The sequence below is a fragment of the Limnohabitans sp. 2KL-17 genome, from assembly GCF_003063415.1.
In the GTDB taxonomy this organism is placed as follows: Bacteria; Pseudomonadota; Gammaproteobacteria; order Burkholderiales; family Burkholderiaceae_C; genus Limnohabitans_A.
This window is the reverse complement of the sequence record NZ_NESK01000001.1, coordinates 155,535-176,188: the sequence shown is the minus strand read 5'-3', so window position 1 is coordinate 176,188 and position 20,654 is coordinate 155,535. Positions and strand designations below refer to the sequence as shown.

The 20,654-nt window shown below is 58.6% G+C and carries 14 protein-coding genes; 5 read left to right on the top strand and 9 right to left on the bottom strand.

What is annotated here, in order from left to right:
• Positions 1-46: 46 nt before the first annotated feature.
• The 7 genes from B9Z45_RS00790 to B9Z45_RS00760 form a co-directional block, all read right to left on the bottom strand.
• Complete coding sequence (locus B9Z45_RS00790; protein ID WP_108405326.1) at positions 47-2,158, bottom strand: 3-hydroxyacyl-CoA dehydrogenase NAD-binding domain-containing protein; 2,112 nt, start codon at positions 2,156-2,158, stop codon at positions 47-49.
• A 111-nt stretch (positions 2,159-2,269) separates the two neighbouring features.
• Positions 2,270-2,965, bottom strand: coding sequence for an ABC transporter ATP-binding protein (locus tag B9Z45_RS00785; protein ID WP_108405325.1), 696 nt, complete (start codon positions 2,963-2,965; stop codon positions 2,270-2,272).
• The gene (locus tag B9Z45_RS00780) at positions 2,965-3,735 is read right to left on the bottom strand and encodes an ABC transporter ATP-binding protein (RefSeq protein ID WP_108405324.1); all 771 of its coding nucleotides are present in this window, start codon (positions 3,733-3,735) and stop codon (positions 2,965-2,967) included. The genes B9Z45_RS00785 and B9Z45_RS00780 overlap by 1 nt, the downstream gene beginning before the upstream one ends.
• Positions 3,732-5,024: a branched-chain amino acid ABC transporter permease gene (locus tag B9Z45_RS00775; protein WP_108405323.1), complete on the bottom strand. Its 1,293-nt coding sequence runs from the start codon at positions 5,022-5,024 to the stop codon at positions 3,732-3,734. The genes B9Z45_RS00780 and B9Z45_RS00775 overlap by 4 nt, the downstream gene beginning before the upstream one ends.
• 3 nt (positions 5,025-5,027) lie before the next feature.
• A complete protein-coding gene (locus B9Z45_RS00770; protein ID WP_108405322.1) occupies positions 5,028-6,062 on the bottom strand; it encodes a branched-chain amino acid ABC transporter permease in 1,035 nt (344 codons plus the stop codon).
• Positions 6,063-6,263: 201 nt separating this feature from the next.
• The gene (locus B9Z45_RS00765; protein ID WP_108405321.1) at positions 6,264-7,496 is read right to left on the bottom strand and encodes a branched-chain amino acid ABC transporter substrate-binding protein; all 1,233 of its coding nucleotides are present in this window, start codon (positions 7,494-7,496) and stop codon (positions 6,264-6,266) included.
• Between the two features lie 133 nt (positions 7,497-7,629).
• Positions 7,630-9,258 (bottom strand): 3-(methylthio)propionyl-CoA ligase, encoded by a 1,629-nt coding sequence (locus B9Z45_RS00760; protein ID WP_108405320.1) that lies wholly within the window; start codon positions 9,256-9,258, stop codon positions 7,630-7,632.
• Positions 9,259-9,378: 120 nt separating this feature from the next.
• On the opposite strand from B9Z45_RS00760, the gene B9Z45_RS00755 reads away from it, so the two are divergent.
• The 5 genes from B9Z45_RS00755 (at position 9,379) to B9Z45_RS00735 (ending at position 13,082) form a co-directional block, all read left to right on the top strand.
• Complete coding sequence (locus B9Z45_RS00755; protein WP_108405319.1) at positions 9,379-10,950, top strand: YdiU family protein; 1,572 nt, start codon at positions 9,379-9,381, stop codon at positions 10,948-10,950.
• A complete protein-coding gene (gene msrB, locus B9Z45_RS00750; RefSeq protein WP_108405318.1) occupies positions 10,947-11,354 on the top strand; it encodes a peptide-methionine (R)-S-oxide reductase MsrB in 408 nt (135 codons plus the stop codon). The genes B9Z45_RS00755 and msrB overlap by 4 nt, the downstream gene beginning before the upstream one ends.
• 46 nt (positions 11,355-11,400) lie before the next feature.
• Positions 11,401-11,943 (top strand): septation protein A, encoded by a 543-nt coding sequence (locus B9Z45_RS00745; protein ID WP_108405317.1) that lies wholly within the window; start codon positions 11,401-11,403, stop codon positions 11,941-11,943.
• Positions 11,940-12,224: a BolA family transcriptional regulator gene (locus tag B9Z45_RS00740; protein ID WP_108405316.1), complete on the top strand. Its 285-nt coding sequence runs from the start codon at positions 11,940-11,942 to the stop codon at positions 12,222-12,224. Before B9Z45_RS00745 ends, B9Z45_RS00740 begins: the two co-directional genes overlap by 4 nt.
• Positions 12,225-12,308: 84 nt before the next feature.
• Positions 12,309-13,082 carry a peptidylprolyl isomerase gene (locus tag B9Z45_RS00735; RefSeq protein WP_108405374.1) on the top strand — a complete coding sequence of 258 codons (774 nt, stop codon included), beginning with the start codon at positions 12,309-12,311 and terminating at the stop codon, positions 13,080-13,082.
• A gap of 89 nt (positions 13,083-13,171) precedes the next feature.
• Here B9Z45_RS00735 and B9Z45_RS00730 read toward each other — a convergent pair whose 3' ends face one another.
• Together B9Z45_RS00730 and purL are read right to left on the bottom strand one after the other, a co-directional pair.
• A complete protein-coding gene (locus B9Z45_RS00730; RefSeq protein ID WP_108405315.1) occupies positions 13,172-16,573 on the bottom strand; it encodes a DEAD/DEAH box helicase in 3,402 nt (1,133 codons plus the stop codon).
• Between the two features lie 12 nt (positions 16,574-16,585).
• The gene (gene purL / locus B9Z45_RS00725) at positions 16,586-20,623 is read right to left on the bottom strand and encodes a phosphoribosylformylglycinamidine synthase (RefSeq protein WP_108405314.1); all 4,038 of its coding nucleotides are present in this window, start codon (positions 20,621-20,623) and stop codon (positions 16,586-16,588) included.
• Positions 20,624-20,654 lie beyond the last annotated feature (31 nt).

Here is a 20,654-nt window from a genome sequence, read left to right as displayed (position 1 = left end):
CTTTCATGTTGGAGATGGCAACAGAGCCTGTCTCCGAAAAAATAAATCAGTTAAACGTCTTGCCTTCGGCCACCAAGCGCGCCAACAAAGGCGCGGGTTGCCAGAACTGGGCGTCGTCATGCGGATTCTTGGCAAAACGCTTCATGGCTTCAGCCACGTTGAACAGACCCATGGTGTCGGCATAAATCATGGGGCCACCGCGCCACAGCGGGAAGCCATAACCCGTCAGGTAGACCATGTCGATGTCGCTGGCTTTGCTGGCAATGCCTTCTTCCAAAATGTGCGCGGCTTCATTGACCAAGGAGAACACTAGGCGCTGCACAATTTCTTCATCGGAAATTTTGCGCGGCGTGATGCCCAGAGCGGCACGGTGCTTCTCGATCATCTCGACCACCACAGGGCTCGGGATCGCGTCGCGCTTACCCGCTTGGTAGTCGTACCAGCCAGCACCGGTTTTCTGACCATAACGGCCCATCTCACAAAGCAAATCAGCGGTTTTGCTGTACTTGAGTCCCGGCTTTTCCTGGTAGCGGCGCTTGCGAATCGCCCAGCCAATGTCGTTGCCCGCCAGATCACCCATGCGGAACGGGCCCATGGCAAAGCCGAATTTCTCAACGGCTTTATCCACCTGTGCGGGGGTGCAACCCTCTTCGATCAGAAAGCCCGCCTGGCGGCTGTACTGCTCGATCATGCGGTTGCCAATAAAACCATCGCAAACGCCGGACACCACCGAGGTCTTCTTGATTTTTTTGCCCAGAGCCATCACGGTGGCCAACACGTCTTTCCCGGTCTGGGCGCCACGCACCACTTCGAGCAGTTTCATCACGTTGGCCGGACTGAAGAAGTGCATGCCGATCACATCTTGTGGGCGCTTGGTGAACGACGCGATTTTGTTCACGTCCAAGGTTGAAGTGTTGGATGCCAATATGGCGCCGGGTTTCATGACTTCATCGAGTTTCTTGAAGACGGCTTCTTTCACACCCATTTCTTCAAAAACCGCCTCGATCACCAGATCGGCCTGACCAATGTCGTCGTAGCTGAGCGTGGTGCTCAACAGCGCCATGCGCTCTTCGTATTTTTCTGGTTTGAGCTTGCCTTTTTTAACCTGCGATTCGTAATTTTTACGAATGATGGCCACACCACGGTCCAGGGCATCCTGCTTCATTTCCAGGATCTTGACTGGCAGGCCCGCGTTCAGGAAGTTCATCGAAATGCCGCCACCCATGGTGCCTGCACCAATCACGGCCACTGACTTGATCTCACGTTTGGGGGTGTCTTCAGGCACATCAGGGATCTTGGACGCAGCACGATCAGCCATGAAGATGTGGCGCAGCGCACGCGACTCGGGCGTGAGCATGAGGTTCATGAAGACCTCGCGCTCAAGGACCATGCCGTCTTCAAATTTCTTCTTGGTGGCTGCTTCTACCGCGTCCACACACTTGGCAGGCGCAGGCATGTTTTTGGCCATGCCCTTGACCATGTTGCGCGCGAATTGAAAGTACGCGTCGCCTTGTGGGTGCTTGCAAGGCAGCTTGCGCACCATGGGCAATGACGAACCATCGGCGTGGGCTGCAGCCACTTTGCGGGCCAGAGCCAGCGCTTCTTCAGGCAGGCTTTCGGCCGATTTCGCCATGGCGTCAAACAGCTTTTGGCCGGGCAGCATGGCAAGCATTTCACTTTTGATGGCCTCGCCGCTGACGATCATGTTCAAGGCGGGCTCGACACCGATCACGCGTGGGAGCCGCTGGGTGCCACCTGCGCCGGGGATCAAGCCCAGCTTGACTTCGGGCAATGCCACGCTGGTGCCAGGTGCGGCAATGCGGTAGTGGCAGCCCAGTGCGAGTTCCAGACCACCGCCCATGACCACAGAGTGGATGGCCGCCACAACAGGCTTGGCTGAATTTTCGCAAGCGCTGATCACGCTGAGCAAATTGGGTTCCTGAATCGCCTTGGGCGAGCCGAACTCACGGATGTCTGCACCGCCCGAAAAGGCCTTGCCAGCGCCAGTGATGACGATGGCGTTGACGCTGGCGTCGTTGTTGGCTTTTTCCAGACCATCGGTGATGCCGATGCGGGTGGACAGGCCCAAGCCGTTGACCGGCGGGTTCATCAATGTGATGACCGCGACATCACCGTGGACTTTGTATTCAGCTGTCATGCTGGACTTCCTTTGCGTGAAAAATTAAAAAAGAACGACCGTTCGTTTTTTGCATTGTAGTCATAAAAAACGAACTCAACCCAACCCCGGTTGTCGCAACAGAGACGGCCATCAGACCTCCAGCCACTCCTTGCGGATGTAGGTGTTGTCGCGTAACTCATCGGGGGTGCCCTGAAAGACGATGCTGCCGTGGCCCATGACGAGGGCACGGTCCGAAATGCGCATGGCAATGGTCAATTTTTGCTCGATCAACAAGACAGAAATCCCACGCGACTTGAGGTTTTGCAGGTACTGCCCCACTAATTCAACAATTTTGGGCGCCAGACCTTCTGTCGGCTCATCAATGATGATCAGGTCAGGGTCACCCATCAGGGTGCGGCACAGTGTGAGCATTTGCTGCTCACCGCCGGACAAAACCCCGGCTTCGGTGTGTTCGCGCTCCTTGAGGCGCGGAAACATGGCGTACATGTCATCAAAAGACCAACGGCCATTTTGGCCCTTTTGCTTTTGCCCCAGTTGCAGGTTTTGGTGGACCGTGAGCTTGGGAAAAATGTCGCGATTTTCCGGCACATAGCCGATGCCCAAGTGCGCGATCTCGTACGCTTTTTTACCTTGAATCGGTTGGCCTTTCCAGTCGATTCGACCTTGGCATTCCACCAGGCCCATGATGGCTTTGGCCGTGGTGGATCGGCCCGAGCCGTTGCGCCCCAGCAGGGCCACAATCTGGCCTTGACCCACTTCAAAATTCACACCATGCAGCACATGGCTTTTGCCGTAATAGGCGTGCAGATTTTCGACTCGCAACATCAGTGGCCTCCTGCTTGGCTGTCTGCAACGGATGAGCCCAGGTAGGCTTCTTGCACCTGGGCATTGGCGCGCACAGCCTCTGGCGTGTCGAAGGCAATCACTTCGCCGTAAACCACCACTGCGATTTTGTCCGCCAGACCGAACACCACGCCCATGTCGTGCTCGACCGTGAGCAGGGTTTTGCCCACAGTGACCTCCTTGATGAGCTGAATGAAACGCGAAGTCTCGCTTTTGCTCATGCCCGCCGTGGGTTCATCAAGCAAAATCACATCGGCCCCGCCCGCAATCGTGACCCCAATCTCGAGTGCGCGCTGCTCGGCGTAGGTCAGGTTCACTGCAAGCACATCGCGTTTTTTGTCCAGTCGAATCATCTGAAGCAACTGGTCGGTGCGCTCGTTGGCGTCTTTCAAACCCGAGAGAAACTTGAAAAAAGTGTATTTGTAGCCAAGGCTCCAAAGCACTGCACAGCGCAGATTTTCAAACACGCTGAGCTTGGGAAAGATGTTGGTGATCTGGAAGCTGCGCGACAAACCCATGCGGTTGATTTCATAGGGCGTCTTGTTCTGGATGCGTTGCCCATTGAGCAAAATATCGCCACTGGTCGGACCAAAACGGCCGCTGATCAGATTGAACAAGGTGGACTTGCCCGCCCCGTTGGGGCCAATCACGGCCACGCGCTCTCCGGACTGCACCGAAAGACTCACACCCCGGATGATTTCGGTCTTGCCGAAATTCTTGCGCACATCTTTGAGTTCAAGGGCGTAACTCATAAAGCAGTCTCCCTTCGCTTGATTTCTTTTTCGATCTCGGTCTGGATGTCACCCCAGTCGTGCACAAATTGGCGCCTGGCCAGCTCAAACAAGCCCAGGCCGGTGAGCATCACAAAGGCCGATCCAAACCAGCTGTCAATGCCTTTGGCGTTGAGTGTGGCACCCATGAATTGAACACTGTCACCCAGGGCCGAGTTAAGTTGCAGGTGATACACCATCTCGATCATGGCCCCCGCGCCGGCCAGCATCACGATGGCTGTCAGGCCCAAGCCCAGGTAGCTGGTCCAGATTTGGCGCAGTTTGCCGAACTTGGCCACCCGCAGGTTCATCATGATCAAGCTGGCAATGCCGCCCGGTGCATACATGACCATGAACAAGAAAACCAGTCCCATGTACAAAAGCCAGGCCTTGGTCAGCTCAGACAACAGCACAAAGGCAATGATCATCAAGATCGCGCCAATGATGGGACCAAAGAAGAAAGTGGCCCCCCCCAAAAAGGTGAACAACAAGTAAGCACCCGAGCGCCCTGCACCCACCACTTCAGCGGTCACGATTTCAAAGTTCAGCGCGCCCAAGCCGCCAGCGATGCCTGCAAAAAAGCCTGCAATCACAAAGGCAAAGTAGCGCACGCGCTGGGTGTTGTAGCCAATGAACTCGACGCGCTCCGGGTTGTCGCGCACCGCATTCAGAATACGCCCCAGCGGCGTTTGGGTGAAGGCATACATCAGGGCCACACACACAAAGGTGTAGGCGGCAATCAGGTAATAAACCTCAATTTGAGGCCCGTAGCTGATGCCAAAGAATGGCTGGCCAGCAACCCGGTTGCCCGACACACCTGCCTCACCCCCGAAAAACTCAGAAAACATGAGCGACATGGCGAACACCAACTCGGCCACACCCAGCGTGATCATGGCAAAGGGTGTGCCCGACTTGCGGGTCGTGACCCAGCCCAGCAGGATGGCAAAGCCCATGCCCGCCACGCCGCCCACGATGGGCAGCAGGCTGACCGGAATGTTCAGCGTACCGCCACTGACGGCATTGAGCGCATGGATGGCCATGTAAGAGCCCAGACCCGTGTAGACCGCATGGCCAAAGCTGAGCATGCCGCCCTGCCCCAGCAAGATGTTGTAGGACAGGCAGGCGATGATGGCAATGCCCATTTGGGCCAGCATGGTGGTCGACAGGTTGCTGGTGAAAACCAGCGGTGCCAGCAACAGCAACAGCCCGAACAGGCTCCATATGACCCAGCGGCCCACGTTGTAAGGTTTGAATTTGTAAACAGCAGCCATGTCTTAACCCTCGCGTGTGCCCAAAAGACCCTTGGGCCGGAAGATCAGGATCAGCACCAGAAACAGGTAAGGCAAGATGGGTGCCACTTGAGACAGCGTGAGTTTGGCAAACGAGTTCTCTTGCGTTGCAGCCGACAAGGCCCAACCCATGTCCTTGGCCAAAGTGAGAAACGAATAGTCGACGGCCACGGCAAAGGTCTGGATCACGCCGATCAGCACCGAGGCCAAAAAAGCCCCCGACAACGAGCCCATGCCGCCCACCACCACCACCACAAAAATGACCGATCCAACGGTGGCGGCCATGGCGGGTTCAGTCACAAAGGTGCTGCCCCCGATCACGCCGGCCAAACCAGCCAGGCCCGTGCCCGCACCAAACACCAGCATGAAGACACGCGGCACGTTGTGGCCCAGTGATTCCACCATTTCGGGGTGGGTCAAGGCGGCCTGAATGACCAAGCCAATACGTGTGCGCGTCAGCAGCAACCACAAAGACAACAGCATCAACAAGGCCACCAGCATCATGAAGCCTCGTGTCGCAGGAAAGGGCGAACACACCAAACGAATGGCGGCGTCTGCCGCCGTGCAAGCCTCTGCAGGTGCCGAACCCCAAACAAAACTCAGACCGTTGACCGAATGGTTGATCAGGGTAAAGGCTGAGCTGCGCAAAATTTCAGGCGGCGCAAATTCCACCGCCGTGCGGCCCCAGACCAGTTGCACCAGTTCCAGCGCCACATAAGACAGGCCAAAAGTCACTAGCAATTCAGGGACGTGCCCAAATGGGTGAACCTTGCGCAACGTAACGCGCTCGAACAAAGCACCACAGGCCCCTACCAAGAGCGGCGCCATCACCAGTGCAGGCCAAAATCCGATCCAGCCTGTCAGGGTGTAGCCGAAATAGGCGCCGATCATGTAAAAACTGGCATGCGCGAAGTTGAGCACACCCATCATGCTGAAAATCAAGGTCAGCCCGGAGCTGAGCATGAAGAGCAACAGTCCATAACTCAAACCGTTGAGCATGGAGATGATGAAAAACTCCATAAATACTTTCCAGACCCTTCAGGGTCTAACGGCGATATTGAAAGCAGGCCTTAAGCCGCATACCCACAACAAGTTGGAATCGAAGCCCAAAAAAAAGCCCGATGAACGAACAGTTGATCGGGCCTTGACCCCACCGGCTTCACGGCAACAGGCCCAGGGCCTGTGCGGTGCAAGACGGGATGTGCGACAAACGTACCGGAATTAACCAGGACGCTTCATCTGGCAGCTGGTGGGCGTGCTGGACACATAAGAAGGAAATTCCTTGACTGGCGCCAATGTCATGCCCGTGTTTTCGGGGCTGTAAGGGTACTTCTTGTCGGCTTTTTGCCAAACGGTCATGTACAGCGGTTGCTGCAACTGATGGTCTGTTTTACGCATCTCGACTTCGCCGTTGTAGTTTTGGTACTTGATACCTTCCAGAGCCGCCGCCACTTTCACAGGGTCGGTGGACTTGGCTTTGGCCATGGCTGCACCCAGGGCGTTGAAGATGGTGACGACAGAGCCGGTGTAGAAGTCGTCATTGAACTTCTGCTTGAACTCGCCCATCCACTTGCCCATGTCGCCTCCCATGTTGTAGTGGTTGTATGCAATCTGGTAAACCCGGCCTGCGCCGCTTTGACCCAGTGCTGTGGGCGTGCCCGTCACACCGGTGTAATAGGTGTAGAACTTGCCGGTGTAACCGCCTTCGTTGGCCGCCTTGACCAACAAGGCCAGGTCAGAACCCCAGTTACCGGTGATCACGGTGTCGGCACCTGAGGCCTTGATCTTGGCGATGTAGGGTGAGAAATCACGCACCTGAGCCAGTGGGTGAAGGTCTTCGCCCACAATTTGTACATCAGCACGCTTACGGGCCAGGTTTTCTTTGGCGAACTTGGCGACCTGTTGACCGTGCGAATAGTTCTGATTGAACAAATAGACCTTCTTGACGTCCTTGTCGTCTTTCATGAAGGTGGTCATCGCCTCGATCTTCATCGATGTATCTGCATCAAAACGGAAGTGCCAATAGCTGCATTTGCTGTTGGTGAAGTCAGGATCAACCGCTGCGTAATTGAGGAAAATGATTTCTTTGCCGGGGTTGCGTTCGTTGTGTTTGTTAACCGCTTCGATCAGGGCGCCAGCAACAGACGAGCCGTTGCCTTGTGCGATGTAGCGCACGCCTTGGTCCATCGCCGCCTTCAAGGCATTCAGACTTTCAGCAGGGCTGAGCTTGTTGTCAAAGGAGACCATCTCGAACTTGACGCCAGCCGGGTTGGTCTTGCTGAATTTCTCTGCGAAAAACTGAAAGCTCTTGAGCTGGTTGGTGCCCACGGGGCCCATGAGGCCGGAAAGAGGATCAATGTGCGCGATTTTGACAGTTTCGCCTTTTTGCGCATGCGCGGTCATGGCACATGCTGCCAAAGCGGCAGCGGCGATCAAATGGGTGGTGGTTTTCATTCAAAGTCTCCAGTGTTGAAGTTATGCGATTCAGAATGATCTCAGCGTAACCGCTGAACGCAGGAAAGGGCTTGGGGTTTGCCCCTAAGCCATATCACCCGCGCGACTTGAAATCGTGCGGCTTTGAGAAAGGTCAAAGACCTGGCAACACGTAGTCTGCCAACTGCTCCCGCAAACGCGTTTTGAGCATCTTGCCGGTGCCCCCCAAAGGGATGGCTTCGACAAAGACCACGTCGTCCGGAATTTGCCATTTGGCAGTCTTGCCTTCGTAAAAAGCGATCAACTCATCTCGGCTGACCTCTGCCCCGGGCTTTTTGACCACACAGACGATCGGCCGCTCATCCCACTTGGGGTGACGCATGCCAATGCAGGCGGCCATGGCCACTGCCGGGTGTGCCATGGCGATGTTTTCGACATCGATGGAGCTGATCCATTCGCCACCAGACTTGATCACATCCTTGCTGCGGTCGGTGATCTGCATGAACCCATCGGCATCGATAGAGGCCACATCACCCGTGGGGAACCAACCGTCGACCAGCGGGTTGCCGCCTTCCTGCTTGAAATAAGCGGCAATCACCCAAGGGCCCTTGACCAGCAGATCGCCAGCGGACTTGCCATCGTGGGGCAAGGACTTGCCGTTTTCATCGACGATTTTCATGTCAATGCCAAAAATACAGCGGCCTTGCTTCATGCGCAGTTTCATCTGCGCCTCGGCAGGCAGGCTCAGGTGTTTGTTTTTCAGGGTGCAAACCGTGCCCAACGGGCTCAACTCGGTCATGCCCCAGGCATGCAGCACATCGACGCTGTAGTCCTGCCGGAAGGCGTCGATCATGGCCGGTGGGCAAGCCGAGCCGCCGATCACGGTGCGGTTGAGTCGGCTGAACTTCAGGCCTGCGGGCTTCATGTGGCCCAGCAGCATTTGCCAGACGGTGGGCACGCCTGCAGCAAAGGTCACGCCTTCGGACTCAATCAGTTCATAAACCGATTTGCCATCGAGGGCCGGACCGGGAAACACCAGTTTGGCCCCAGCCATGGCTGCGCTGTAGGGAATGCCCCAGGCGTTGACGTGGAACATGGGCACCACCGGCAAGATCGCATCGCGCGCTGAAATGCACATCGAGTCGGGCAAAGCCGCTGCATAGGCATGCAACACCGTCGAGCGGTGGCTGTACAAAGCGCCCTTGGGGTTGCCTGTGGTGCCGCTGGTGTAGCAGAGGCTACAGGCCGTGTTTTCGTCCAGTTCGGGCCAGTTGTATGCCTCTGGCTGCTGGCCCATCCAAGCCTCGTAGCTGACCAGGTTCGGGATGCCGGTGTCGGCCGGCAATTTGTCGGCATCGCACAAAGCCACATAGTGGGTGATGGTGGTGCACTTGGCATGAACCGCTTGCACCAAGGGCAGAAAGGTCATGTCGAAACACAGCACTTGGTCTTCGGCATGGTTGGCGATCCAGGCCAGTTGGTCGGGGTGCAGACGCGGGTTCATGGTGTGCAGCACCCGACCCGAACCACTCACGCCAAAGTAGAGCTCCAAGTGTCGGTAGCCGTTCCAGGCCAGGGTGGCGATGCGGGCACCCCGGGGCAGGTTTTGCGCATCCAGCGCGTTGGCCACTTGCCGCGCCCGACGCGCCACATCGGCCCAGGCGTAGCGGTGGATGTCCCCCTCCACCCTGCGCGAAACAACTTCACCGTCACCGTGGTGCTTTTCGGCAAATTCGATCAAGGAAGAAATCAGCAGTGATTGCTGTTGCATCAGTCCCAGCATGGGGGGTCTCCTGTCAGGTGGGTGAAATTCAAGCATTTCATTGTGCACTGGAGTCTTACTGCTCATGGCCTTAAAACCCGCCAAACCCCGGGTACTTGTCAAGGGCGTGACAATCGGCGCATGGATTTTTCACCCTTGAACACTTCTGGACCCGAAGTCGATGTGCCGCCAGCGCTGGTCTGGACACACCGTCTGAAGCAACTGGGCCCCCAGTTTTTCACGCCCCTGAAACCCACACCCCTGGCGGCACCCCGATGGGCAGCCTGCAACGAGGGCTTGCGAACCGAACTGGGCTGGCCTTCAGACATCTTTGACAGCGACCACCTGCAAGCCCTTGCGGGCAACGCCACCCTGGTCGGGTCCGAGCCCTTGGCAACGGTCTACAGCGGCCACCAGTTTGGGCAATGGGCTGGGCAATTGGGCGATGGCCGCGCCATTTGGCTGGGCGAGGCGGCTTCCAGACAAGGCCCGCAGGAAATCCAGCTCAAAGGCGCTGGCCGCACCCCTTATTCAAGGGGTGGCGATGGCCGTGCGGTGCTGCGCTCCAGCATTCGCGAGTATTTGTGCAGCGAAGCCATGCACGGCCTGGGCATTGCGACCACCCGGGCCTTGAGCCTGGTGGCTTCCACTGAACGGGTGCTTCGTGAAGAGTTGGAAACGGCCGCCGTGGTAGCGCGTGTGGCCCCAAGCTTTTTGCGTTTTGGTCACTTCGAGCATTTTTCGGCACAAGGCGACACCGACAGCCTGCGGGCGCTGGCCGACCACGCCATCGCCCACCACCTGCCCGAATGCCAAGCGCGTGCAGCGGTTTGGCAAGGCAATGTGTACGCAGCCTTGCTGGACGAGGTTCAGGAGCGCACGGCCAGCTTGCTGGCCCAGTGGCAGGCGGTGGGTTTTTGCCACGGCGTGATGAACACCGACAACATGAGCCTGCTCGGCCTGACGATCGACTACGGCCCGTTCCAGTTCATGGACGGGTTTGACCCGGGCCACATCTGCAACCACTCGGACCACCAGGGCCGCTACGCCTATGGCAAGCAGCCCAACGTGGCCTACTGGAACCTGTTTTGTCTGGCCCAGGCCATCGCGCCCCTGATCGACGACCAGGACATGACGCTGCAAGTCCTGGAGGGCTACAAGTCCTTGTTTCCCGTCTTTCTGGGCGACGCCATGCGCGCCAAGCTCGGCCTGGTGGGTGCACTGGCGCCCGAGTCCGAGCGCGAAGCGGACTGGACATTGGTGGAAGACCTGATGCAATTCATGGCCTCGGAAAAAGTGGATTTCACCCGGTTTTGGCGCCAACTGAGCCTGGCCGTAGTGCAGCAATCGCAAACCTTGACTTCGGAGTCACCTGCAGGCTTGGCTTTGCAGCCGGACGGCTGGAGCCCCGTGACCGACCTGGTGCTTGACCGCCCTCGCCTGCTGGCTTGGCTGGCGCGGTACACCGCCCGCGCGGGCAAGCAAAACCTGGCGGCCATGGGCCAACAAATGATGCGCAGCAACCCCAAATTTGTGCTGCGCAACCACTTGGCCGAAACCGCCATTCGCCAGGCCAAGGCGGGCGACTTCACAGAAATCGAGACCCTGCACAACTTGTTAAAGTCACCCTTCGACGAGCATCCAGGCTTTGAAACCTATGCCGACTTGCCGCCCGATTGGGCGGGCCAACTGGAAATCAGCTGTTCATCATGACCTCCATCCAAAAAACCGAAAAAGAGTGGCGCGAGCTGCTGGCCAGCAAAGGCGCTGAGCCTGTGGCCTATGCAGTCACCCGGCAAGCGGCCACAGAGCGCCCGTTCACCGGCAAATACGAAGGCCATTGGGCCAGCGGTACTTACCGGTGCATCTGCTGCAGCGCCGAACTTTTCAAGTCGGACACCAAATTTGACGCAGGCTGTGGCTGGCCCAGCTTTTACCAGGCATCAACCGACGGTGCCATCAAAGAGCACGTAGACGTGAGTCTCGGCATGCGGCGCGTTGAAACCGTGTGTGCACAATGCGGCGCCCATCTGGGCCACGTGTTCGAAGACGGACCCGCCCCCACAGGCTTGCGCTACTGCATGAACTCGGCTTCGTTAGACTTCGAGGCTTCCTGACCGACAACGGCTGCGCCTCAGGGGGTTCAGCCTTTCAACACACTTCATGAAATTCATCCTCGACTTTTTCCCCATCCTGCTGTTTTTTGGCGCTTACAAAATGGCCGACATCTACACCGCCACCGCGGTGCTGATGGGCGCAACCGTGCTGCAGACCGCGATCATTTACAAAATGGACGGCAAGTTGCAAACCATGCACAAGATCACCCTGGTGCTGGTGCTGGGCTTTGGCGCACTCACGCTGGGCCTGCACGATGAGCGCTTCATCAAGTGGAAACCCACCTTGCTGTATTCGGGGCTGGCCATTGCACTGGCCGTGTCACTTGGGTTCTTGAAAAAGAACTTTTTGCACATGCTGCTGGGCCAGCAGTTGCAACTGCCGCATGCCGTATGGCACCGCCTGAACCTGTCCTGGATGCTGTACTGCGTCTTCATGGCGGCCATCAACGCCTATGTGGCCACCTATTTCAGCACCGAGGACTGGGTCAATTTCAAGCTGTGGGGCTATGTCTTCCCGGTGGTGTTCATCCTTGCCCAAGGCTTGTACGTTTCGCGCTATTTGCCTAAAGAAGGCCCGGATAAAGAATGAACACCGCAACCCAGCCCGTGACAAGCCCACTGAGTGCCCGAATCCACGCCCGCTTGACGGAGCGCCTGCAGCCGACCGAGTTGCGGGTGACCGATGAAAGCGCGGCCCATGCCGGCCACGTTGGGGCCGACGACACAGGCCAAGGCACGCACATGCGTGTGTGCATTGCCTCACCTTTGTTTGCACAACTGAGCCGCGTTCAGCGCCATCGCCTTGTGTATGATGCATTGCAAGATTTCATTGACCAAGGCCTGCACGCTTTGGCCATCGAGCTGATCTGAACCCGGGCCGTCACCCATTGGTGGCAGCCCCATTTTTTTGAACCCTTGATTCACACCTGACTGAACGTCATGGAGAAAAACACAATGAAAAAGCAAATGCTCAGCGCCGCCCTGGTGGCCTTGTTCGCCATGCCCGCCTTGGCGCAAAACCTGGCCGTGGTCAATGGCAAGCCGGTCCCCTCATCGCGCGTGAAAGCGCTGCAGCAGCAAATCGAAGCCTCTGGCCGCCCCGTGACACCTGAAGTGTTGGCCCAGATCAAAGAAGAACTGATTGCCCGCGAAGTCTTCATGCAAGAAGCCAGAAAACGAGGCCTGGACGCCAGCGACGAGTACAAAGCACAAATTGAACTGGCCCGTCAAACCATCCTGATCCGTCAGCTGTTTGCCGATTTCCAAAAGAAGAACCCGGTGACCGACGCTGACATCAAGGCCGAGTACGACAAGTTTGTGGCCGCCAATGGTGGCAAGGAATACCGCGCCCGCCATATCCTGGTTGAAAAAGAAGACGAGGCCAAATCTCTGATCGCCGACATCAAGAAAGGCGCCAAGTTTGAAGACCTGGCCAAGAAAGCCTCCAAAGACCCAGGCTCCGGCGCCAATGGTGGCGACCTGGACTGGGCGGCTGCTGGCAGCTACGTGCCCGAGTTCTCTGGCGCCATGGTCAAACTTGAAAAAGGCCAGATGACCGAAACACCGGTCAAGAGCCAGTTCGGCTTTCACATCATCCGTGTGGACGATGTGCGTGACGCCCAGTTGCCCAAGTTGGAAGAAGTCAAACCCCAGATTTCACAGCAACTGCAGCAGCAAAAGCTCAGCACCTACCAAGAAGGCCTGCGCGGCAAAGCCAAGATCCAGTGATCTGAGCCTTGCGCCCAAGCCCCAACGCGACTTCGGTCGCGTTTTTTTTGGTTCATAAAGCACCGAGGGTGCATTGACATCGACGGAAGTCAGCCCAGCGGCTTGAACAACTCGGTCAGGTCGGACTCACCAAACAAGGGTTCTTTGCGCTGCACAGCACCTGAATACATGTCTTGGGCAAGTTGGGCTTTGCGCGCTTGCAAGGCCAGCATGCGTTCCTCAATGGTGCCTTGCGCCACCAGCTTGACGACCCAGACGCTCTGGGTTTGCCCGATGCGGTGGGCGCGATCTGTGGCCTGGTTTTCCACGGCCGGGTTCCACCAGGGGTCGTAGTGGATGACGGTGTCGGCCTGCGGCAGGTTCAGGCCCACACCGCCCGCCTTCAGACTGATGAGGAAGAGCGGCACCTGACCGCTGGTGAACTGTTCAATCAGGGCATCACGGTTCTTGCTCTGGCCCGTGAGCTTGACCCAGGGAATGCCCAGACGGGGCAACTCTTGCTCGATCAGGCTGAGCATTTGTGTGAATTGCGAAAACAGCAAGATCTTGCGGCCCTCGGCCACCATCCCAGGCAACATGTCCATCAACTGCGCCAACTTGGCCGATTGCTGCACCTGGCTGGCCGCACCCAATTTGAGCAGGCGCGGGTCGCAGCAGACTTGGCGCAGCTTGAGCAGGGCATCCAGAATGGTGATTTGCGATTTGGCCAAACCCTGTGCGTTCAGTGCGTCGCGCACGGTTTTTTCCATGCCCAGGCGAATGGTTTCGTACAGATCGGCCTGCTTGCCTTCCAGCGGCACAGGCAGCAGGGTCTCGACCTTGGGCGGCAGTTCGCTGGCCACCACGTTCTTGGTTCGGCGCAGCATGAAGGGCGTGATGCGCTTGCGCAGTTGGTCCATTTTTTCGCTGTTGCCCTGGCGCTCAATGGGGTTGCGAAAGAGTTCGCCAAAACGTTTTTGGCTGCCCAGGAAACCGGGCATCAAAAAGTGAAACAGGCTCCACAGTTCGCCCAAATGGTTCTCCATGGGGGTGCCTGACAGACACAGACGGTGTGTGGCCGGAATGTCGCCTACAACCTGCGCGGCATGGGTATTGGCATTTTTGATGTTTTGGGCCTCGTCCAACACCAGGATGTGCCACTCGTTGGCCAGCCACAAGTCGCGGTCGCGGTGCAACAGGGAATATGGCGTGAACACGATGTCGGTTTCGCTCAGGGCTTGCGTAGCGCCATGCCGGCTCAGGCCATGGTGAATATGCGTGCGAAGCCCCGGACAAAAGCGAGCTGTTTCGCGCTGCCAGTTGCCCAGCAGGCTGACGGGGGCCACGATCAGTGCGGGTTGCGTCAGGCGCCCTGCGTCTTTTTCGGTCTGGATATGGGCGAGTGTTTGCAGGGTTTTGCCCAAGCCCATGTCGTCGGCCAAAATACCCGCCAACTGGTGCTGCCTCAAAAATTGCAGCCAGTTCAGGCCTTGTTGCTGGTAAGGCCGCAAGGTGGCTTGCAGACTAGGGGGGACAGGCACTTCGGGCAGGCTTTCGAGGCCCCGCATTTGCTGGACCAAAGCCAGCAAATGCTGCGCTCCCGCCCACGCCACACCATCACCTAGCGAAGCTGCTGCACGCAAGGCATCCAGGCGCGACAGGCGCAGCTCGTCACCTTTCCAGTCACGGTCGCGCTCCGACACCAACTCCATCAGCGTGCTCAGCCAGGGTTGGATTTTGGCCGTGGGCAGTTTGACAAAGCCTTCACCTTGCAGGTCGGGTAAATACAAAAAAGCCGGCAGTTTGGCCGTTTCGCCATCAGTGACCGCAGCACTGATCTCGGCCAGAGCCGACAAAATGGTGGGCACCCAGGGCAGGATGTTGATGCGCTGGCCATCGATGTCCATGCCCAAAGAAAGATCAAACCAGGGTGAAGTTTCGGGAGCGTCTTCGTCACCTGACAACTGGATGTGCACATCATCGGCCTGGCGCAACCACTGGCGCCCTTCGGGCTCAAACCGCACATCAAACCCTGCTTCGCGCAAGGGCGCAAAGTCGCACTCAAGCCATACCAGCCAGTGTTGCTGGGACAGGTGCGGTGGCAAACCCAGCAAGTTCGGCGCCCGGATCAAAAAGCCAAGATTTTCCAAGGCTTGCCAGGCCAGCGACTCGACCCCTAGGTCACGCACGAGCATGCGGGCCTGATCGCCCTGCCCGACCATCACGCGGTTTTGGGTGCCAGGCCAAAACCCGCGATGCCCGGAGTAATCAAAACTCAACTCGGCTTGAAACAGCCCCATTTCTTTGCGCTCACTGAGAAGCACAGCGCCAATAGCCAGTACGGCCCGCGGTTTGACACCTTGGATTTCGGGCATTTTCCCGATCACGGGTGGCAAGGGGACCGGCCCCAGCCGAGCCATCAACTGGGGCTGGAACTTCAAGGCCACGCTGTTCGGCAAAACGGGGGAACTCGACAACACCTGCAATTCATTGGCGCTCAAGCCCTGGGTTTCAAGCGGGCCACACGTGCCTTGCACCGTGTCCATGTAATAAGGTGGCTCGTTCAAGCTGTACACCACACCCGACCGCAAGGGGTGCATTTGCAGCTGCCAGCCATCGGGCAAGTGGTCCTGGCCTTTGACTTCGTGCCAGGAACCGACCAGCACCTCGCTTTGATCACACCAGCGCAGCGGCACCGCGCCATCTTTGGACAACAGCCGACCGGTCTGACTGCACAGTTGCAGCAGCAAATTGCCGGGCATGCCATGCAACTTGACCGCGCTTTGGAAGCCGTAATAGCTGAAGCTGTTGATGGAGGGGCAAGCTTTCATCAGGTCGAGAATGTCACGGTCCACAGGACCCGAGGTTTGCCAGATGGGGTCGTGCGCTGAGGGTTCGCTGCTCAGTTTTTTAGGCTTGCCCCATTCGCCATTGCGCTTTTGCGTGGCCCGGCTAACGGTCAGGTGGAACACCGGCTTGCGGCCGATATGCGCCCGGGACAGCACGTAGATGAACTGGTCTTGCGTGGCGCCCGGCAGTGCAAACACAGCAGGTCTGTTGGCGTTTTCAAGGCGCGTCAGCCATTCGCGAACCTGGTATTCAGAATGGCTCAAGGCCCGCTCTTTTTCCATCCGGACCCTGCGCTCCAGCACGTCGGGCGAGGGGCCATCGGCGCCCCATTCGTCCAGCAGGGCCAGCCCTTGCATCGATGCCAGGATGCCCAAAGCGGCCCCGTGCTTGCAATACCGACCCACGGGACACGTGCAGCCACTGCGCCAGTCGCTCAAATTGCCCCCGCCACTCACCCGCAACTCGGCGCTGACCGAATAAGGCGCGACATCACTGCCCTGAACCAGGCCTTGCAACCGCCAGCCATCACCATCGGGTGTCAGCTGCGAGGACAGTACCTTGTTTTGCAGGTACAGCGTGGTGCCTTTGGCCCACGCGCCTTGGTCAAAGTAAAACGCCAGTTGCGAAGGTGGAAACCACTGGGCCGGTGTGGTGGGCTTCATGCGATCAATGGGTCAAGCCACCCACTTGCGGGCGTTTTGCCAGACACGCAGCCAAGGGCTGGTGGCGTTGATGCCGCCTGATTTTCCGAGGTCGGTCCAGCTCATCTGCACGTTGCGAAACACCCGCTCGGGGTGCGGCATCATGGCCGTGAAACGTCCGTCGGCAGTGGTCACGGCCGTGAGGCCTCCCGCGCTGCCATTGGGGTTGGACGGGTACTGCTCGGTGGCTGCGCCCAGGTTGTCAACAAACCGCATCGCGCCAATGGCTTGCGCGGGATTGCCACGGTGCTTGAAGTTGGCAAAGCCCTCGCCGTGTGCGACTGCAATGGGCAGGCGGCTTCCGGCCATGCCTTGCAGAAACAAGCTGGGTGATTCGATGACCTCGACCATCGACAGGCGGGCTTCAAATCGCTCGCTCTGGTTGGTGGTAAAGCGTGGCCAAGCGTCAGCCCCGGGAATGATGTCGGCGAGTTCTGCAAACATCTGGCAACCGTTGCAAACACCCAAACCGAAGGTGTCGCTGCGGCCAAAAAACCCCTTGAACTGATCAGAAAGCAGCGGGTTGAAGGTGATACTGCGTGCCCAGCCAATGCCTGCGCCCAGCGTGTCGCCATAACTGAAACCACCGCAAGCCACCAAGCCCTTGAAGTCGGCCAAATGGGCCCGGCCCGATTGCAGGTCGGTCATGTGCACGTCGTGCGACTCGAAACCGGCTTTGTGAAAGGCATAGGCCATTTCCACATGCGAGTTGACACCCTGCTCGCGCAGGATCGCCACTTTGGGACGGGACAGGTTCAGGAACGGTGCGGCGACATTGTCGGCCGGGTCAAAGCTCAGCGTCACATGCATGCCGGGGTCGTCGGCCCGCCCGGCAGCGCTGTGTTCGGCATCGGCACAAGCCGGGTTATCGCGCTGCTGGCAGATCTTCCAGCTGACGCTGTCCCAGACTTGGTGCAGGTCCTCCAGCTTGGCAGAAAAAACCTCTTTGGTGTCGCGCCAGACGCTCAACTCGCCCACGCCTTTGGTGATGTTGGACTGGCTGGGTCGGGTCTTGCCAATCACATGCGTGTGCTTTGACAAGCTATGCTCGCGCAGGATTTGAAACACGGCCGTTCGGTCGGCGGTGCGAACCTGGATCACCACGCCCAACTCTTCGTTGAACAAGGCCTTGAGCGTGAGTTCTTCACGTCGGGCGCTGACCTGCCCGGCCCAGTTTTTGGCGTCGCCATGGTCGGCACGGCTGTCTGTGATGCCATCGCCTTCGGTCACCAGCATGTCCACATTGAGCGCCACGCCCACATGACCTGCAAAAGCCATCTCGGCCACGGCAGCCAGCAAGCCGCCATCGCTGCGGTCATGGTAGGCCAGAATTTGGCCTTGTGCGCGCAGGGCGTTGATGGCGTTCACCAGATGGATCAGGTGTTGCGGATCATCCAGATCGGGCACCTGGTCACCAAACTGGCCCAGCACCTGGCCGAGCACACTGCCGCCCATGCGCTTTTGGCCCGTGCCCAGATCGATCAGCAGCAAGCTGGTGTCGTCTGCTTGAGCGTCCAACTGCGGGGTCAGAGTGCCGCGCACATCTGGCAGAGTGGCAAAAGCGGTGATGACCAAGCTGACAGGCGAGGTCACCTTGCGGGTATCGACCTCAGACCCAGATGCGCCCGGGACGGTCCACTGCGTGCGCATCGAGAGGCTGTCTTTGCCCACCGGAATCGAGATGTCGAGCGCCGGGCACAGCGCCATGCCCACAGCCTTGACGGTTTCATAGAGGGCGGCGTCTTCACCGGGCTCACCGCAAGCGGCCATCCAATTGGCAGACAACTTGACGCGGGGCAATTCGATGGGCGCGGCCAACAAATTGGTGATGGCTTCGGCCACGGCCATTCGGCCTGAAGCGGCGGCGTTGAGGCTGGCCAACGGGGTGCGCTCGCCCATGCTCATGGCTTCACCTGCAAAACCGGCGTAATCGGCCAGAGTCACTGCCACGTCGGCCACAGGCACCTGCCAGGGGCCCACCATCTGGTCGCGGTGCGTGAGGCCGCCCACGGCACGGTCACCGATGGTGATGAGAAAGCGCTTGGACGCCACGGTCGGGTGACTCAGCACATCCAGCACGGCTTGCTGCAAGCTCACGCCGGTCAGCTCAATGGCCGGCGATTGGCGCACCACGGTTTGTACATCACGGTGCATCTTGGGTGGTTTGCCCAGCAGCACATCCATCGGCATGTTGACCGGGCTCTCTTGGCCCGCGTCGATCAGCTCCAGTTGGCGCGCTTCGGTGGCCACCCCCACCACGGCAAACGGGCAACGCTCACGTTCGGAAAAGGCTTTGAACTGTGCCAGCGATTCGGGCGCGATGGCCATCACGTAGCGTTCCTGACTCTCGTTGGACCAGATCTCTTTGGGCGACAAGCCCGACTCTTCCAGTGGCACGGCACGCAGGTCAAAGCGTGCGCCTCGGCCAGCGTCGTTGGTCAGCTCGGGAAACGCATTGGACAAGCCCCCTGCACCCACATCGTGGATGGCCAGAATCGGGTTGGCCTCGCCTTGTGCCCAGCAGTGGTTGATGACTTCTTGCGCCCGGCGCTCGATTTCCGGGTTGCCGCGCTGTACCGAGTCAAAGTCCAGTTCGGCCGCGTTGGTGCCTGTGGCCATGGAGCTGGCGGCACTGCCACCCATGCCAATGCGCATGCCGGGGCCGCCCAGTTGAACCAGAAAGCTGCCGGCAGGAAATTGAATTTTTTTCGTCTGGCTGGCGTCGATCTGCCCCAGACCGCCCGCGATCATGATGGGCTTGTGGTAGCCACGCTGTACACCGTCCACGGTCTGTTCGTATTCACGGAAATAGCCAAGCAAATTGGGCCGGCCAAACTCGTTGTTGAATGCCGCGCCGCCCAATGGGCCTTCGGTCATGATCTGCAAAGGGCTGGCAATGTGCCCGGGCTTGCCGCCCAGCTGATCGCTCAGGCCGCCCCAAAGTTTGGACACCGTAAACCCCGACAAACCCGCTTTGGGTTTGGAGCCACGCCCTGTAGCGCCTTCGTCGCGAATTTCGCCACCTGCACCAGTGGATGCCCCGGGAAATGGCGAAATCGCCGTCGGGTGGTTGTGTGTTTCGACCTTCATCAGCACGTGGTGCAAGGCCGTTTCGGCTTGATAAGACGCGCCCTGCTGCCCGGTCCTGGCGACAAACCGCTCAACCGTGTGGCCTTCCATCACCGACGCGTTGTCTGAATAGGCCACCACCGTGTGCTGCGGGCTCAACTGGTGGGTGTTGCGGATCATGCCGAACAAGCTGAGGGGCTGGTCCACGCCATCGATGGTGAACTCGGCATTGAAAATCTTATGCCGGCAGTGCTCGCTGTTGGCCTGGGCGAACATCATCAACTCCACATCGGTGGGGTTGCGCTTGAGGGCCGTGAAGGCATTGACCAAATAGTCGATCTCGTCTTCGGCCAGCGCCAAGCCCCAGGACCTGTTGGCTTCTTCCAAAGCCTTTCTTCCCGTTTCGGGGCCACCGCCCAGCACATCCACATGGGCCATGGGCGCCGGTTCGAGCGCGGTGAACAAGGCCGCGGCCTCATCCCGACTGGTCATGGCCGATTCGGTCATGCGGTCGTGCAACACATCGGCCACTTGGCCCAGTTGCTCGGCGCTCAATTTGGCGGTGCCCAACAAACCCGATTTCATGCTCAGGTGGTATTCGGTCAGACGTTCGACACGGCGGACGTCAAAACCACAGTTGTGGGCAATGTCCGTGGCCTTGGAAGCCCAGGGCGACACCGTTCCCAAACGTGGACTGACCACGATGACCGGGCTGCCAGTCACCCCAGTCACACCCTCGCAGGGCTCGCCATAGTTCAACAAGGCAGAAAGGGTCTGTTTTTGGGCGTCGGCCAAGGGTGCGGAGGTGGCCACCAAATGCACGAAACGGGCTGAAAACCCTTGAATTTGAGGTGATATGGCAGCCAAACGCGCCAAAAGCTGGTTCATGCGAAAGCCGCTGAGAGCGCTTGCGCCTTCGAAAATCGTGATGTGCAGGGACACGGGGTGGCCTTGTAAAGGGACGGATAAGCGC